The organism is Streptomyces sp. MMG1121 (assembly GCF_001280015.1).
GTDB lineage: Bacteria > Actinomycetota > Actinomycetes > Streptomycetales > Streptomycetaceae > Streptomyces.
This window is the reverse complement of the sequence record NZ_LGDV01000201.1, coordinates 24,038-39,461: the sequence shown is the minus strand read 5'-3', so window position 1 is coordinate 39,461 and position 15,424 is coordinate 24,038. Positions and strand designations below refer to the sequence as shown.

Below are 15,424 nucleotides of genomic sequence, written 5' to 3'. Positions count from 1 at the left end.
ACTCCGTCCGCAGGAATCTCGGGCGTGACCCTCAAGGACGCCGCGGGCCCAGGACACAGAACTCGTTGCCCTCGGGATCCGCCAGTACGACCCACGACTGATCACCCTGGCCGATATCGACACGCTGTGCGCCATGGGCCAGCAGACGGGCCACCTCGGCGTCCTGGTCATCCGGCCTGAAGTCGAGATGCAGTCGGCTCTTGGCCTTCTTGGTCTCGTCAATCCGGACGAAGTCCAACCCCGGCATGCGATCCGGCTCCGGGCGGATCTCGAACTCGTCATCAGAGGAATAGACCACGACCCAGCCGAGAGCCGTGGCCCACCACTGACCCAGGGCCGCCGGATCCACCGAGTGGACAATTACCTGTTCCCATTCCAAGCTCATCCGCCGAGCTTAGACCTACCGGCTGTCGCAGTACGAAGCCGATGCCGACTCCGCCACGATCCGGGCCTGGAAGCGGGTTTTGGCGCAGGGGGCTGCGCCCGAAGCCGTCCTCGTGATGCGTCAGGGTCAGCTGAAGACCACGGTTCGGTTGCCGTGGATCAGGACGCGGCCCTGGCAGTGCCAGTTGACGGCGCGGGCCAGCGCCAGGCGTTCGGCGTCGCGGCCGACGGTGACGAGCCGGCCGGGGCCGGCTCGGTGATCGACCCGGATGATCTCCTGCTCGATGATCGGTCCCTCGTCCAGATCCGCGGTGACGTAGTGGGCGGTCGCGCCGACGAGTTTCACTCCACGGCGGTGGGCCTGGTGGTACGGCTTGGCTCCGGCGAAGCTCGGCAGGAAGGAGTGGTGGATGTTGATGGCCCGGCCTTCCAGCCGCTTGCACAGGTCGTCCGAGAGCACCTGCATGTAGCGGGCGAGGACGACGAGATCGATGCGGTGTTCCGTCACCAGAGCCAGCAGTCGCGCTTCTGCCTGCGCCTTGGTGCCGACCGTCACCGGTATGTGCTCGAACGGTACGCCTTCGGCCGCGGCGAGCGGCTCCAGGTCGGGATGGTTGGAGACCACCAGGACGATCTCGGCGTCCAGTGCGTCGCTGCGCCAGCGATAGAGCAGGTCGGCCAGGCAGTGGTCGAACCTCGACACCAAGACCAGCACACGCGGCCTGTGCGCGGCGTCCCTGAGCTGCCATTCCATGCCGAACTCGGCCGCAACGGGAGCGAAGGTGTCCCGCAGGCCGCCCAGGCCGACCCTGGTGTCGGAGGCGGCAAAGCCGGTGCGCAGGAACACGATGCCGTTGTCGGTGTCGTCGAACTGCTGGTGCTCGGTGATGTCGCATCCGTGCCCGAGGAGGAACGACGTCACGGCATGGAGGATGCCGGGACGTTCGCGGCAGCTGAGGGTGAGGACGAACTCGCTCTTCATGGGGGGCTCCTCAGCACTCGACGGACTTGAGGGCGAGACCGCCGCGCGCGGTCTTCTCGCTGACGGCCGGCGCGTACCGGACGCGGATGCTCATCCGGTGCTTCCCCGGTATTCCGTGCAGGCGTCGAGCAGCCAGGTGGCCAGATAGGACGCGAACGACGCGCGGACCAGCAGCCGGATGCCGGAGGCGGCCTCGCCCCGCACCACGAGGGTGACCGGGGCCTGCGCAAGGAGCGTGGTCGGGCAGGAGCCGACGGGGGTCACCCGGGGATCCAGGTCGATGGCACAGCCCTGGGCCAGCACCTCGCGGACGAGGTGACCCGTCAGGGCCAGCGTGGTGCGCTGCGCCGAGACGTCGGTGACCGTGGCGAAGTCGTCGTCGCCGATCGCCGGCCGCAGGCGTGCGAGGAGGTCGTGCTGCCGGCCGTCGGCGGCCACGAGCAGCCATTCGTCCGGGCCCATCCACAGCGCCTCGACGTCGCCCGACGTCTCGGCGCGCACGGGGCCGGGCAGCGTGATGCCCAGGCAGGCCTCGACGGCCCTGGCCGCCGGACCGCCGGGCTCCGCCCGCAGGGTGAGCTGGGTCAGGAAGGGCAGTTCCCGTACCTGGAGCCCGGCCGGCAGCCGCGCGAACCTGTCCTGCCACGCGGACAGCGGACTGAAACGGGCGGGCGTCTCAACCGTCACGGCGGGCTCCCTCCTTGTCGAAGAGCACGGGGTCGGTCACCGTCACGGGGACGGTCCGGCCGTCCAGCGGGACGTAGAGGGTCTCACCGATGCGCTCGGTTCCCGAACGCACCAGGGCGAGGGCGAACGTCCGTTGCAGGGCGTCGCTGCGGTAGCTGGACGTGACGTGGCCCAGCATGGGTACCGGTGGCTCCGGAATGCCGCTGGTGGCGATGATCTGGGCGCCTTCGGGCAGCAGGACCCGCTCGTCGGCGGGCAGCAGGCCCACCAGTTGCTTGCGGTCGCCGCGCTGGTTCTCCGCACGGGTGAAGGAGCGCTTGCCGACGAAGTCCCGCTTCTTCCCGGACACGACCCACGACATGCCCAGATCCTGCGGGGTGACGGTGCCGTCGGTGTCCTGCCCGATGATCGGGTAGGCCTTCTCGGCCCGCAGCACGTGCATCGCCTCGGTGCCGTACGGGGTGATGCCGAAGGCGGAGCCGGCCGTGCGGAGGGCCTTCCACACCGTGATGCCGTACCAGGCGGGCACGTTGACCTCGTAGGCGAGCTCGCCGGAGAAGCTGATGCGGCACACGCGCGCCGGCACGCCGGCGACCGTGGTGTCCTGCCAGGACATGAACGGGAAGGCGTCGTTGCCGACGTCCAGGCCCGGGGCCACCAGGGCCAGTACATCGCGGGAGCGGGGGCCGACCAGGGGGATCGTCACCCAGTGCTCGGTGACGGAGGTGAGGTGCACGCGCAGGTCGGGCCACTCCGTCTGCAGCCATTCCTCCATCCATTCGAGGACCCTGGCCGCGTTGCCGGTGGTCGTGGTCAGCAGGAACTCCCGCTCGGCCACCCGGATCACGGTGCCGTCGTCGAGGGCCATCCCGTCCACGCCGCACATCACGCCGTAGCGGATCCGGCCCACCTTGAGGGTGCTCATCAGGTTCGTGTAGAGCCTGTCCAGCAGGACGCCGGCGTCCGGGCCCTGCACGGTGATCTTGCCGAGCGTGGAGCCGTCCATCATGGCGACGCCGGTGCGGGCGGACCGGCATTCGCGCAGCACGGCCTCCTCCATGGTCTCGCCCGGCCGGGGGTAGTACCAGGGGCGCTTCCACTGGCCGACGTCCTCGAACAGGGCGCCGTGCTCGACGTGCCACGGGTGCAGTGCGGTCACCCGGACCGGGTCGAACAGTTCCCCGCGGTTGCGGCCCGCGAGGGCGGCGAAGGCGACCGGCACGGCGGGCGGACGGTAGCGGGTGGTGCCGAGGTCGGCGACGTCCACCCCGAGTGCCTCGGCGACGATGCCCGAGGCCATCACGCCCGAGGTGCGGCCCTGGTCGTGGGCGGTGCCGATCGTGGTGTAGCGCTTGACGTGCTCCACCGACCGCAGGCCGGCCCCGGTCGCACGCAGCACGTCGGACACGAGGGCGTCACGCTGGAGGTCGACGAACTGGTGGGAGCCGTCCTGGGTGTCCCGCGGGCTCGGGACGCGCCAGAGCACCCGGGTGGGTGCGCCGTCCGGGAGCGGGGCGGGAGCCGGCAGGGCGATCGCCCGGCCGGTCCTGCCGATGGCCGACAGGGCCCGCCGCGCGGCGTCGACGCCGTCGGCGAGGCAGCCGGCCAGGGTGAAGGTGCCGCCGGCCGATCCCGCCGTACGGACGTCGTCAGGCCCGTGTGCGGGGACGAAGGCGCCGGTCGCGGCGTCGTAGCGCAGCGTGCCGCGGGCCTGGCTGAACAGGGCCACCGCGGGGTTCCAGCCGCCGGACACCAGCAGCAGATCGCAGTCGACGCCCTGTCGGTCGCCGAGGCGTCCCTGGCCGAAGGCGGCGACGTGGGCACGGGAGACGCGCACGGTGCCGCTGGTGCCGGTGACGACGTGGCCCGTGCGAAGGTCGATACCGCGGTCGGCGCAGGCGGTGCGCCAGTGCGCCGGCACCTCCTCGCGGGCGTCGATCACCGCGGCGATCCGCACGCCCGCGTCGGCCAGTTCGAGCGCTGCCGGATAGGCGCTGTCGTTCGTGGTGAACACGACGGCCCGTCGCCCGGGAAGGACGCCGAAGCGGTTGAGGTAGGTGCGGGCCGAGCCGGCCAGCATGATGCCGGGGCGGTCGTTGTCGTCGAAGGCGACCGGACGCTCGTGGGCGCCGGTGGCGTACACGACCTGCCGGGCGCGGACGCGCCAGATCCGCTGCCGGGAGAGGTGGGCGGGAGCCGCGGCACCGAGGTGGTCCGTGCGCTTCTCCAGGGCCAGGACGAGCCCGTCGTCGTAGTGGCCGAACGCGGTGGTGCGGTGCAGTACCCGGACGTCGGCACAGGCGGCGAGTTCGGCGGCGACGTCGCGGGCCCACGCGGTCGCCGGTGCGCCGTCGAGGAGTTCCTGGCAGCCGAGCAACGACCCGCCGGGCTGCGGGAGTTCGTCGACGAGGATCACGCGGGCCCCGGCCCGGGCGGCCGTCAGCGTGCCGGCCAGTCCCGCCGGGCCGGCACCGACCACCAGCAGGTCGCAGTGGGCGTGCATGGTGTCGTAGCGGGCCGGGTCCGGCCGGCTGCCGAGCCGGCCCCGGCCGGACAGACCCCGTGCGACCAGGCCGTCGTACAGCTCCACGGTCGTGGCGGTGAGCATGGGCTCGGGGAAAGGCGCTTCGATCTGCACGAGCGCGTTGGGCTCTTCGGCTCCGGCGGCCAGGACACCGCGTGGCCGGCCGTACTTGATGCTGTCGGCCACGTGGTGCACGCCGCCCGCCAGCAGGGCCGAGGCGAGGGTGTCGCCGGGGTGCCCGGTGTAGGTGGTGCCGTCGAAGGTGAAGGAGAGCGTGGTGTCGCGGTCGATGTGGCCGTGGCCGTGGGCACGGAACGGGGTGTTCATCAGCTGGCCTCCATGCCCTCGCGCTGCCGCGCGGCGGGTGCGGTGCTCATGGGGAGGGGGCGCTCGGCACGGATGCCGTAGACCGCGAGGAACTCGTGGGTGACGGTGTCGCGCACGGCGTTGAACCAGCGCCGGCAGCCGGCCGCGTGCATCCACCGCTCGGCGAACGGTCCCTTGGGGTTGTCGCGGAAGAAGACGTACTGGGCCCACTGCTCGTCGTCGAGCGCGTAGGGGTCGTCGGGGTGGGCGACGTGTGCCTGGCCGCCGTAGTGGAATTCGACTTCCTCGCGCTCGCCGCACCAGGGGCAGGCTATGAGCTGCATGTGGATCTCCTTGGCCGGGGTGGCGGTCAGTGGGCGACGGCGGCTGCGCCGTGCTCGTCGACCAGGGCGCCGGTGGTGAAGCGGGAGAGGGTGAACGGCGCGTTGTAGGGGTGCGGTTCGCCGGTGGCGATGGTGTGCGCGTAGGCCCAGCCGACGCCCGGGGTGGCCTTGAAACCGCCGGTGCCCCAGCCGCAGTTGAGATAGAGGTCCTCGACGGGGGTCAGACCGACGATGGGTGAGGCGTCCGGAGTGACATCGACGATGCCGGCCCAGGTGCGCAGCATGTGGGCGCGCGCGAAGACGGGGAAGAGCTCCAGCGCGGCGGCCATCTGGCGCTCCAGGATGTGGAACGCGCCCCGCTGCCCGTAGCCGTTGTAGCTGTCGATGCCGGCGCCCATGACCAGCTCGCCCTTGTGGGCCTGGGAGACGTACACGTGCACGGCGTTCGACATCACCACGGTCGGGTGCACCGGTTCGAGCAGCTCCGAGACCAGCGCCTGCAACGGGTGGCTCTGGAGCGGCAGCCGCAGGCCTGCCATGGAGGCCAGCACGGAGGAGTGCCCCGCGCCCGCGAGGGCGACCTTCCCCGCGGCGACGGGGCCGCGCGTGGTCCGCACGCCGCGGACGCGGCCGTCCCGGATGTCGAGGCCGGTGACCTCGCAGTCCTGGATCAGGTCGATGCCGTAGGCGTCGGCCCTGCGGGCGAAGCCCCACGCCACGTAGTCGTGCTTGGCGATGCCCGCGCGCGGCTGGTAGGTGGCGCCGAGCACCGGATAACGCACGTCAGGAGAGACGTTGACGATGGGACAGACCTTGGCGACCTCGTCCGGCTCCAGCCACTCGGCGTCGATGCCGTTGAGCTGGTTGGCATAGACACGGCGCTTGCTGTCGCGGACGTCCTGGAGGCTGTGGGCGAGGTTGAGCACGCCGCGCTGGCTGAAGAGGATGGGGTAGTCGAGATCCTCTTCGAGGGTCTCCCACAGCTTGAGCGCGTGCTCGTAGATGCCGGAGCTCTCGTCCCAGAGGTAGTTGGAGCGGATGATCGTGGTGTTGCGGGCCATGTTGCCGCCCGCGAGCCAGCTTTTCTCCAGCACGGCGACATTGGTGATGCCGTGGTTCTTGGCCAGGTAGTAGGCGGTGGCCAGGCCGTGTCCGCCGCCGCCGACGATGACGACGTCGTAGGACCGCTTGGGCTCGGGGTTGCGCCACAGGAAGTCGGGGTGGTCGGGCAGGGCGTCGCCGGGCGTGGCGGATGCGTTGCCGCGTGGGTGCGTCACTGGGCAGCCTCCCGGGCCACGAGCTGCGGATCGACGGGATACAGCGGGAATCGGTCGGTCAGAACCTGCACGCGCCGGCGCAGCGCGGCGGCGACCCGGTCGTCGAAGCCGGGCAGGAAGGCCGTGGCGACGATGTCGGCGACCTCCGTGAACTCCTCGGCCCCGAAGCCGCGGGCGGCCAGGGCAGGGGTGCCGATGCGGACGCCGGAGCTGACCATCGGCGGACGGGGGTCGAAGGGGACGGCGTTGCGGTTGACGGTGATGCCGACCCGGTGCAGCCGGTCCTCCGCCTGCCTGCCGTCGAGTTCGCCGTGGCGCAGGTCCACCAGCACCAGGTGCACATCGGTGCCACCGGTCAGCACACTGACCCCGGCCGCCCTCGTGTCGTCGGCCAGCAGCCGCCCGGCCAGGATCGCCGCTCCTTGCAGGGTGCGGCGCTGTCGGTCCGCGAACTCCGGCCGTGCGGCCATCTTGAAGGCGACGGCCTTCGCCGCGATGACGTGTTCGAGGGGGCCGCCCTGCTGGCCCGGGAAGACCGCGGAGTTGATCTTCTTGGCGAGGTCGGCGGTGGACAGGATCACCCCGCCGCGGGGACCGCCGAGCGTCTTGTGCGTGGTGGTGGTCACCACCTGCGCGTGCGGCACCGGCGAAGGGTGCAGTCCGGCGGCGACCAGGCCCGCGAAGTGGGCCATGTCGACCATCAGACAGGCGCCGACCTCGTCCGCGATACGGCGGAACTCCGCGAAGTCGAGGTGGCGGGGGTAGGCCGACCAGCCGGCCACGACGAGCTTCGGCCGGTGCTCGCGGGCGAGTTGGCGGACCTGCTCCATGTCGATGCGGTGGTCGTCCTCGCCGACCTGGTAGGCCACGGCCTTGTACAGGCGCCCGGAGAAGTTGATCCGCATGCCGTGGGTGAGGTGGCCGCCGTGTGCCAGGTCCAGTCCCAGGATCGTGTCGCCGGGCTGGAGGAGGGCGGCCATGACCGCCGCGTTGGCCTGTGCGCCGGAGTGGGGCTGCACATTGGCGGCCTCGGCACCGAACAACCGCTTGACGCGGTCGATCGCGATCTGCTCGACCGCGTCGACGTGCTCGCAGCCGCCGTAGTAGCGGCGTCCGGGGTAGCCCTCGGCGTACTTGTTGGTCAGCACCGATCCCTGGGCCTGCATGACCGCGAGCGGCGCGGAGTTCTCGCTCGCGATCATCTCCAGGGTGCCGCGCTGCCGAGCCAGCTCGGCCCCGATCGCCGTGGCGATCTCCGGGTCGAACTCGTCGAGCGGAGCGCTGAGGACCGCGGCTCGGGCCGCTCGCTGCTCGGGGGTGTGGGAAGTCATGAGAACTCCCTGGGAAGCGACTGATAGCCGACTGATATATCAACCTGCTGTTGCGTTACGCTAAAAGGACGGATCGGGCCGCGTCAAGGGAGGACTCTCGGGTGACTGCGTCGACCGTCGCTGGTCAGGACGATGGAACGCTGGCTGATCAGGCTTATCGCGCCATCTCGGACCGTCTGGTGACCCTCCGGATCCGCCCCGGTGAGCCCCTCAACGACGAGCGGATCGCCGCCGAGCTCGGCTTCGGGCGGACCCCGGTCCGGGAGGCCCTCAAGCGACTGGAGCGCGAACGCCTGATCGTCGCCTATCCCCGGCGCGGAACCTTTGCGACCGAGGTACAGATCGCCGATCTCGGACACGTCTCAGAGGTCCGCAAGCAGCTTGAGCCGCTGGCCGCGGGCCTGGCGGCCCAACGCGCCGGCGAGGACGACCGCGCCGGCCTCGACCGGTTGCTGACACGGCTGGCGGACGCGTCCCTCGCCGGCACGGACCTCATACGGCTCGACATGGCCGTGCACCGTGCGATCTACGCCGCGACCCGGAATCCGTACCTCGAGGACACCCTGATCAGGTACGACAATCTGGCCACGCGGATCTGGTGCCTGTTCCTCGACCGGCTGCCGGGCCTGGCGGGCCATGTGCACGAGCACGGGCCCCTGCTGCGCGCCATCATCGACGGCGACGCGGAGAAGGCTGCCGCCCTTGCCGCGGGACACGTGGCAGGGTTCGAGACGGCGATTCGCAGCGTCATCTGACGCCTGCCCCAGCTGCGTTGCGTGCACGGCGGGCAGTCGCCGGGCCGGTGAACGGACGAGAACGCGAGGGTACCTGCTGCCCGGCATCGCCGCGGCACCGGCACGTTCGCCGCACCGGTGCCGGCGCTCGCCCGGGAGGGGCCGCGGCCGACGCGGGTCGGCGTGCCCCCGCCCACCGACTCGGCGCCGCGGAAGGCGGGTTGAGGCCAGTGGCCGACAGCGGCGCCGGGCGCCGGGTGGCCGACGTCCCGCCGAGGACCTGCGCGCCGCGGGCCACGGCACGGTGCCCGTCGTGACCGGCGGAGCGACGTGCGCACGGCGCTCGCTCCCCGCGTCAGTGCGGTGCGCCCCGCGCGTCCCCCCGGGCGCATGCGGGGTCCGCCCGCCGGGCTGGTCCACAGGCGAGGTGCTGCGTCGTCCTCGGGGAGCTGGGCGATCACGTGGCGGACGCCGGGGCGGGGTTACCCGGTCGATGTGTCCGAGCGGACACGAAGCGATGTAGCCTCCAGAGACCGCCCTTGACCTGCGGAAGCAGGCAGGGAGCAGACGAATCGGGAGTTTCTTCGTGCTTCGTACAGTATTCAAATCCAAGATCCACCGGGCCACCGTCACCCAGGCCGACCTGCACTACGTGGGATCGGTGACCATCGACGCCGACCTCCTCGACGCCGCCGATCTGCTGCCGGGCGAGCTCGTGCACATCGTCGACGTCACCAACGGCGCCCGGCTCGAGACCTACGTCATCGAGGGCGAGCGCGGGTCCGGGGTCGTCGGGATCAACGGGGCGGCCGCCCATCTCGTGCATCCCGGAGACCTGGTGATCATCATCAGTTACGCTCAGGCCACCGACGCCGAGGCGCGGCAGCTGCGGCCACGGGTGGTGCACGTCGACGGAGGCAACCGGATCGTGTCCCTCGGTGCCGACCCGTCGGAGCCGGTGCCCGGCTCGGACCAGCAGCGCAGCCCCCAGGCCCGCCCGGCCTGACGGGAGCGCCGGATCAGGACCGGACCAGGAGCGTGTGCCCATGAGCGAGATCGAGATCCGGGACGACCGGGCGGCGGGCCGCCTGGAAGCCGTCGGCGAGGGCGAGGTCGTCGGCCACGTCGAGTACTTCGTCCTGGAGTCGCCCGCGCGTGCCCTGGTCCCGGTCCACACCATCGTCGAGCCCGCACACGAGGGCAAGGGCATCGCCGGTTCCCTCGCCCGCGAGCTGTACGCCCTCGCCCAGCGCGAGGGCGTCCCGGTGGCCCCGCTGTGCCCGTACGTCGTCGCCTGGGCCGCACGCCACCCCGAGGTCGCCCCGTCGGCCGACCCGGAGCTGCTGTCGGCCGCGAAAGACTGGCTGCGGGCACACCCCGGCCGTTTCTGAGCGCGCGGCTCGCCCTGTCGGGTGAGTGACCGAGGGGCCGCCGGGCAGGCGGGGGATGAGTCCACAGAGGCGGAGAGCGACGCCGTCCAGCGACTGCCCGGAGGCACCCCATGACAACGCCGGACCCCTATCCCACTCCGGTCCCACCCCCGGAGCCCCCACCCCGGCCCGTACCGCCCGATCCGGGGCCACAGCCTTCACCACCCCCGCCACCCCCGGCTCCGGTACCGCCGGGACCCTCACCGTCCCCGATCCCGCCGGGCCCGGAACCCGTACCGAACCCGGAGCCCGGCCCGCCACTGACCTGAGGAGCAGGGCGCGAAGCGCCCGCTCTCAGGGGCGCGGGGCACCGCGCGATCAGCCGAAAGGTACCCACGGCCGCAAACGCAACGGTCGCCCCCACCTGCTCGGGCGCACCCTCGACTAAGCCGAGATCTCACTCCGGTCCCCGCCCCACAGCGTGTGGAACGTCCCCTCCCGGTCCACCCGCCGATACGTGTGCGCCCCGAAGAAGTCCCGCTGCCCCTGCGTCAGAGCCGCCGGCAGGCGAGCCGCCCGCAACGCGTCGTAGTACGCCAGCGCCGCCGCGAACCCCGGCGTCGGCACGCCCTGCCGCACCGCCGCGATCACCACCTCGCGCCAGTCGTCCTGAGCGCCGGCGATCTCGCGCGCGAACGTCTCGTCCGACAGCAGGCTGGGCAGGTCGGGGCGGGCGTCGTAGGCGGCGCGGATGCGGTCCAGGAAGGCTGCCCGGATGATGCAGCCGCCCCGCCAGATCGAGGCGACCTTGCCCAGATCGATGTCCCAGCCGTACTCCTCGCTGCCCGCGGTGATCTCGTGGAAGCCCTGGGTGTACGAGACGATCTTGGACGCGTACAGCGCCTGCTCCACCCGGTCGGCGAACGCCGCCGCCTCCGACTCGCCGAGCGCGACCGGCTTCGGCCCGGCCAGACCCCGCGAAGCGGCCCGCAGGCCGGCGTGCCCGGACAGCGAGCGAGCGAAGACCGCCTCGGCGATGCCCGACACCGGAACGCCCAGGTCGAGCGCGATCTGCACCGTCCAGCGGCCGGTGCCCTTCTGCTCGGCCTGGTCGACCACGACGTCCACGAACGGCTGACCGCTCGCCGTGTCCACGTGGGACAGCACCTCGGCGGTGATCTCGATCAGGTACGAGTCCAGCCGGCCCTGGTTCCAGCTGCGGAAGATGTCCGCGATCTGCGCGGGGGAGTACCCGGCGACATCGCGCAGCAGCTGGTAGGCCTCGCCGATCAGCTGCATGTCGGCGTACTCGATGCCGTTGTGGACCATCTTCACGAAATGCCCGGCGCCGTCGGGGCCCACATGCGTCACGCAGGGCGCGCCGTCCTTCGCCTTCGCCGAGATCTTCTCCAGCATCGGGCCCAGCGAGTCGTACGACTCCTTCGGACCGCCCGGCATGATGCTCGGCCCGTGCAGCGCGCCCTCCTCACCGCCGGACACGCCCATGCCGACGAAGTGGATGCCCTGCTCGCGCAGTGCCTTCTCCCGGCGGCGGGTGTCCGCGAAGTGCGCGTTGCCACCGTCGATGATCATGTCGCCGGGCTCCAGCAACGGTGCGAACTCCTGGATCACCGCGTCCGTCGGATCACCGGCCTTGACCATGATCACCAGTCGGCGCGGGCGCTCCAGGGCCGCCACGAACTCCTCGGCGGTCTCCGTCCCGATGAAGTCCCCCTCGCCACCGAACTCGTCCACCAGCGCCTTGGTCCGTGACGCCGTACGGTTGTGCACGGCGACGGTGTAGCCGTTGCGGGCGAAGTTCCGGGCGAGGTTGCGGCCCATGACCGCGAGGCCCGTGACACCGATCTGCGCTGAAGTGCTCATGCCGCCTGCTCCCTGGTTGCCTCGTGACTACGGCTCCGTCAGTACGGGTCCTCGCCCATCCTGACGTGCCGCTACGGCGAGCGCACATCCGGCCCGCCGGGCTTGAGTACGCGGTGACGGTCCCTGGAGCCTCAGTCTTCCGTGCATCAGGCCAAGCAGGGGCCGTTCCCGGCCACTTGGGCCGTGCGGGAGGCCGGTTTTCCGTCTTGTCATGGCCTGTTCGCGGCCCTTACTTTTGGCCCCTCCTGACGCATGCCGAGGGGAATCGGACATGGCCGTACGCGGCCGGCATCGCCGGTACCAGCCGAACAGGATCAACCGCGCCTCACTCACCGTCACGGCGGGCGGCGCCGGCCTCGCGATCCCGCTGGTCGCCGTCGGCACCGCGGACGCGGCCGACGCCTCCACCTGGAACAAGGTCGCCGCCTGCGAGTCCAGCGGCAACTGGAGCATCAACACGGGCAACGGCTACTTCGGCGGGCTGCAGTTCACCCAGTCCACCTGGGAGGCGTACGGCGGCGGCCGGTACGCGCCGCGCGCCGACCTCGCCACCCGTGACCAGCAGATCGCCGTCGCCGAGCGGGTCCTCGACGGGCAGGGCTCCGGCGCCTGGCCGGTCTGCTCGGTGCGGGCCGGACTGACCCGCGGGGACGCCGACCCCGGCACGCACACGGAGAGCATGCGTACGGAGAGGAGTTCCGTACGGGACGTACAGCCGCAGACCACCCCCCAGTCCCGGGCCGGCCGGGCCGAGACGTACACGGTGGTGCACGGCGACACGCTCTCCGGCATCGCCGAGGAGCACCAGGTGCGCGGCGGCTGGCGCGGGATCTACGCGGGCAACCGCGCGACGATCGGCGCCGACCCCGACCTGATCCTGCCGGGCCAGCGGCTCAGCCTGCGCGGCACGAGCGCCGCCGACACCAAGTCCCCGAAGCGGAAAGCCCCTTCGGAGCACCGGACCACGCACCCGAGCACGCACAAGACGGCACCGCACAAGACCGCACCGCACACAGCCAAGAGCACCGGCCGCACGCTGGTCGCCCCGGTCGACGCCCCCATCGGCACCGGCTACCGCGTGGCGGGCTCGCACTGGTCGAAGGGCTACCACACCGGCGTCGACTTCCTCGTGCCGACCGGCACCTCCGTGCACGCCGCGGAGGCCGGGCAGGTGGTGGCCGCCGGATGGGGCGGCTCCTACGGCTACCAGGTGGTGATCCACCACGCCGACGGCCGCTACACGCAGTACGCCCACCTGTCGGCGATCTCCGTGCGGATCGGGCAGAGCGTCACCGCCGGCCGGCGCATCGGCCGTTCCGGGGCCACCGGAAACGTCACCGGCCCGCACCTGCACTTCGAGGTACGGACCGGACCGGACTTCGGCACGGACATCGACCCGCTCGCCTATCTGCGGGCCGGCGGCGTCAGGATCTGACGCTCGTACGGTTCAGGCCCAGCACCGGTCGCGGCACGAGGACGCCCGGTACGGGGAGCACCCGCTCGGCGGTCGGTCCGCCGTCCTCGGCGTCCGTGCCGCCGCTGCCGCCCGGAGCGGGTGTCAACAGGTCCCGCAGCACCGGCTCGTCGAGCCCGCCGTCGGTCCGGCCGGGCGCGGGCGCGGGCGTGGCCCCCTCCGCCTCGCCCGGTGCCGCCACGCGCTGCTGCGGCAGGCCGGGGAGTGCCTCCGGCTCCGCGGCGGCCGGGTCCGCGTCCGGCGCGGGGGCGTTGGCGGGTGCGGGCGTCCTGCCGCGCTCGATCCGCTCGGTCGTCAGCATCACCAGGCCGCCCGCCGCCACCACGCCGCAGGTCACGGCGAGCCCGGTGCCGAGGTCGCCGTAGCGGAACGTCTCGCCGAACATCAGGATGCCGACGGCGGCCGCCAGCACCGGGTTCACCACGGTCAGGGTGGCCAGCGGGGCGGCGAGGCCGGCGCCCCGGTAGGAGGCCTGGGACAGCACGACGCCGGCGGCCGCGAACAGGGCGATCGCGGCGAGCGAGGGCAGATCGCTCAGGTCGGTGCCGTGGGTCCAGTCCTCGGCGACGGTCTTGGTGAACACCGAGGACATGCCGAAGGCTATGCCGGACGCGCCGGCGAGCAGCACGCTGCGGACCGCCGGGTGCCGGTGCACCGTCAGCCCCGCGCCCGTCAGCGCCGCGACCGCCCCACCGGTGACCAGCGCGACGGCGATCCGCTGGGCGGTGTCCAGGGAGTGGGTGTCGGAGGAACCGACCAGGGACAGCAGACCGGCGAGGCCCAGCGTGGCCATCACGGCGCCGCGCCAGGCGGTCGCGCCGGCCCTGCGGCCGACGAACAGCGCTGCCATGGGCAGCGCGAAGACGATGGTCAGCGCGCCGAGCGGCTGGACGAGGCTGAGCGGGCCGTAGGCCAGCGCCACCACGTGCAGCACGCCACCGAGCCCGTTGAGGGCCAGCGCTCCCCACCAGCTCGGCCGGCGCAGCGGCATGTACGCACTGTCGGGTGAGGACACCGCGACCTGCTCCTGCACGATCGCGCCGCCCGCGTAGGCGAGGGCGGACACGACCGACAGGAGCATGGACAGCGCGAGGGCGCTCATCAGCGTCTCCTCTGCGTGAGGCGGGGGCCCTGAGCCCGGCGCGGCGTACGGACGGCATCCATGCCGAACACTCTGCCCGCCCGCGCTCTTCCCGTCGTCGTCCCTGAGCACGCAATGCGTCCTACTACCGATGGAGTAGAGCCGTTCTGTGATCATCCTTGGGACGGGTGCCGCAGGACGCGGACACCCGGCACCGGTCCGCGGTCACACCCCCTGGACCCGCCTGGTACTACTGCCTGTCGTGGACCTCGACCCCGAACTCGCCGCCCTCCGCCCGCTCGGCGGCTTCTTCGTCCTGCGCACCGAGGGAGCGGCGGCGCCGGTGTCCGCGTCGCTTGCGACGCTCGCCGAGTCGTACGCGACACCGCTCCCTGACGGTCCCCGTGACGCCCTGGCCGTGCGTGTCGACCTGGTCGCGGAGCGGCTGCGCGCCCCCGAGTCACGGGTCGCCGCCTCCATCGCGCAGCAGGGGCTGGCCGCCCGGCTGTGGTCGGCGGCCCTCGGCTGCGCCGTCCTGTACGGCCGGTTGCCCGACCTCGCTCCCCGCCTGCTGCGCTGGGACCCCCTGGCGGGCGCTCCCGACGACCTGTGGCTGACCGAGGTCCGCCTGCTGCCGGGCGAACCCGACCTCGCCGCCCGCGTGCTCCAGGGACATCTCGTACCCCTGGGGGAGACCCTGACGGCCCGTTACGGTGTCGCCTCCGGGCTGCTGTGGGGCAACGCGGGCTCCGCGCTCGCGGGCGCGGCCCGGGAACTGGACCGCTGGGCCCGGACGCACGGCCGTACCGACCTGGCGGGGCGGGCCCGCGCGCTGACGGACGGCCTCTTCGCCCACCCCCTCCTGCGCACCACCGGCACCCGCACCGGCACCGCGTTCCGCCGCCGCAGCTGCTGTCTGTACTACCGGGTCCCCGGGGGCGGGCTCTGCGGAGACTGCTGCTTCACGCGGCCGCCGCGCTCTTCCCCGGGAGCCGCATCCGGGCGACCATGAGGAGAACCTGCCACCGAATCCCAGGGGGTTGCCG

The 15,424-nt window shown here is 72.2% G+C and carries 12 protein-coding genes and 1 pseudogene; 5 read left to right on the top strand and 8 right to left on the bottom strand.

The window, feature by feature from the left end; translation table 11 throughout:
- Positions 1 to 31: 31 nt before the first annotated feature.
- The 6 genes and pseudogenes from ADK64_RS25260 to glyA form a co-directional block, all read right to left on the bottom strand.
- Positions 32 to 385 (bottom strand): VOC family protein, encoded by a 354-nt coding sequence (locus tag ADK64_RS25260; protein ID WP_053662215.1) that lies wholly within the window; start codon positions 383 to 385, stop codon positions 32 to 34.
- A gap of 126 nt (positions 386 to 511) precedes the next feature.
- The gene (gene purU / locus ADK64_RS25255; RefSeq protein ID WP_053662212.1) at positions 512 to 1,366 is read right to left on the bottom strand and encodes a formyltetrahydrofolate deformylase; all 855 of its coding nucleotides are present in this window, start codon (positions 1,364 to 1,366) and stop codon (positions 512 to 514) included.
- Between the two features lie 90 nt (positions 1,367 to 1,456).
- A complete protein-coding gene (locus tag ADK64_RS25250; protein WP_053662209.1) occupies positions 1,457 to 2,053 on the bottom strand; it encodes a sarcosine oxidase subunit gamma in 597 nt (198 codons plus the stop codon).
- A pseudogene (locus tag ADK64_RS25245) lies at positions 2,043 to 5,227 on the bottom strand (sarcosine oxidase subunit delta family protein). The gene ADK64_RS25250 and the pseudogene ADK64_RS25245 overlap by 11 nt, the downstream one beginning before the upstream one ends.
- A 26-nt stretch (positions 5,228 to 5,253) precedes the next feature.
- On the bottom strand, positions 5,254 to 6,504 hold the full coding sequence (locus ADK64_RS25235) for a sarcosine oxidase subunit beta family protein (RefSeq protein ID WP_053662202.1): 1,251 nt from the start codon (positions 6,502 to 6,504) through the stop codon (positions 5,254 to 5,256).
- Complete coding sequence (gene glyA / locus ADK64_RS25230) at positions 6,501 to 7,835, bottom strand: serine hydroxymethyltransferase (RefSeq protein WP_053662201.1); 1,335 nt, start codon at positions 7,833 to 7,835, stop codon at positions 6,501 to 6,503. Before glyA ends, ADK64_RS25235 begins: the two co-directional genes overlap by 4 nt.
- A gap of 101 nt (positions 7,836 to 7,936) precedes the next feature.
- Between glyA and ADK64_RS25225 the strand changes: the two genes are divergently transcribed.
- From ADK64_RS25225 to ADK64_RS25215, 3 genes are all read left to right on the top strand, one after another.
- A complete protein-coding gene (locus ADK64_RS25225; RefSeq protein ID WP_053662199.1) occupies positions 7,937 to 8,590 on the top strand; it encodes a GntR family transcriptional regulator in 654 nt (217 codons plus the stop codon).
- Between the two features lie 565 nt (positions 8,591 to 9,155).
- Entirely contained in the window at positions 9,156 to 9,575 is a 420-nt protein-coding gene (gene panD / locus ADK64_RS25220) for an aspartate 1-decarboxylase (RefSeq protein WP_053662197.1), read from the top strand.
- A 40-nt stretch (positions 9,576 to 9,615) separates the two neighbouring features.
- Positions 9,616 to 9,960 carry a GNAT family N-acetyltransferase gene (locus ADK64_RS25215; RefSeq protein ID WP_053662195.1) on the top strand — a complete coding sequence of 115 codons (345 nt, stop codon included), beginning with the start codon at positions 9,616 to 9,618 and terminating at the stop codon, positions 9,958 to 9,960.
- Between the two features lie 423 nt (positions 9,961 to 10,383).
- Here ADK64_RS25215 and gndA read toward each other — a convergent pair whose 3' ends face one another.
- Positions 10,384 to 11,823, bottom strand: a complete 1,440-nt coding sequence (gene gndA / locus ADK64_RS25210; protein WP_053662193.1) for an NADP-dependent phosphogluconate dehydrogenase — start codon at positions 11,821 to 11,823, stop codon at positions 10,384 to 10,386.
- Between the two features lie 271 nt (positions 11,824 to 12,094).
- On the opposite strand from gndA, the gene ADK64_RS25205 reads away from it, so the two are divergent.
- Positions 12,095 to 13,258: a transglycosylase family protein gene (locus ADK64_RS25205; RefSeq protein ID WP_053662191.1), complete on the top strand. Its 1,164-nt coding sequence runs from the start codon at positions 12,095 to 12,097 to the stop codon at positions 13,256 to 13,258.
- Here the strand turns inward: ADK64_RS25205 and ADK64_RS25200 are convergent.
- The gene (locus ADK64_RS25200; protein WP_107093076.1) at positions 13,248 to 14,399 is read right to left on the bottom strand and encodes a DMT family transporter; all 1,152 of its coding nucleotides are present in this window, start codon (positions 14,397 to 14,399) and stop codon (positions 13,248 to 13,250) included. The two genes, ADK64_RS25205 and ADK64_RS25200, sit on opposite strands and share 11 nt — an antisense overlap.
- A 241-nt stretch (positions 14,400 to 14,640) precedes the next feature.
- On the opposite strand from ADK64_RS25200, the gene ADK64_RS25195 reads away from it, so the two are divergent.
- Positions 14,641 to 15,390: a (2Fe-2S)-binding protein gene (locus ADK64_RS25195; protein WP_053662186.1), complete on the top strand. Its 750-nt coding sequence runs from the start codon at positions 14,641 to 14,643 to the stop codon at positions 15,388 to 15,390.
- The last annotated feature ends 34 nt before the right edge of the window (positions 15,391 to 15,424 follow it).

Excerpts from the sequence above, each read along its gene's own strand:
- purU (WP_053662212.1), bottom strand. The coding sequence starts at position 1,366 with ATGAAGAGCGAGTTCGTCCTCACCCTCAGCTGCCGCGAACGTCCCGGC.
- ADK64_RS25215 (WP_053662195.1), top strand. The coding sequence starts at position 9,616 with ATGAGCGAGATCGAGATCCGGGACGACCGGGCGGCGGGCCGCCTGGAA.
- ADK64_RS25205 (WP_053662191.1), top strand. The coding sequence starts at position 12,095 with ATGGCCGTACGCGGCCGGCATCGCCGGTACCAGCCGAACAGGATCAAC.
- glyA (WP_053662201.1), bottom strand. The coding sequence starts at position 7,835 with ATGACTTCCCACACCCCCGAGCAGCGAGCGGCCCGAGCCGCGGTCCTC.
- ADK64_RS25260 (WP_053662215.1), bottom strand. The coding sequence starts at position 385 with ATGAGCTTGGAATGGGAACAGGTAATTGTCCACTCGGTGGATCCGGCG.
- ADK64_RS25200 (WP_107093076.1), bottom strand. The coding sequence starts at position 14,399 with ATGAGCGCCCTCGCGCTGTCCATGCTCCTGTCGGTCGTGTCCGCCCTC.
- gndA (WP_053662193.1), bottom strand. The coding sequence starts at position 11,823 with ATGAGCACTTCAGCGCAGATCGGTGTCACGGGCCTCGCGGTCATGGGC.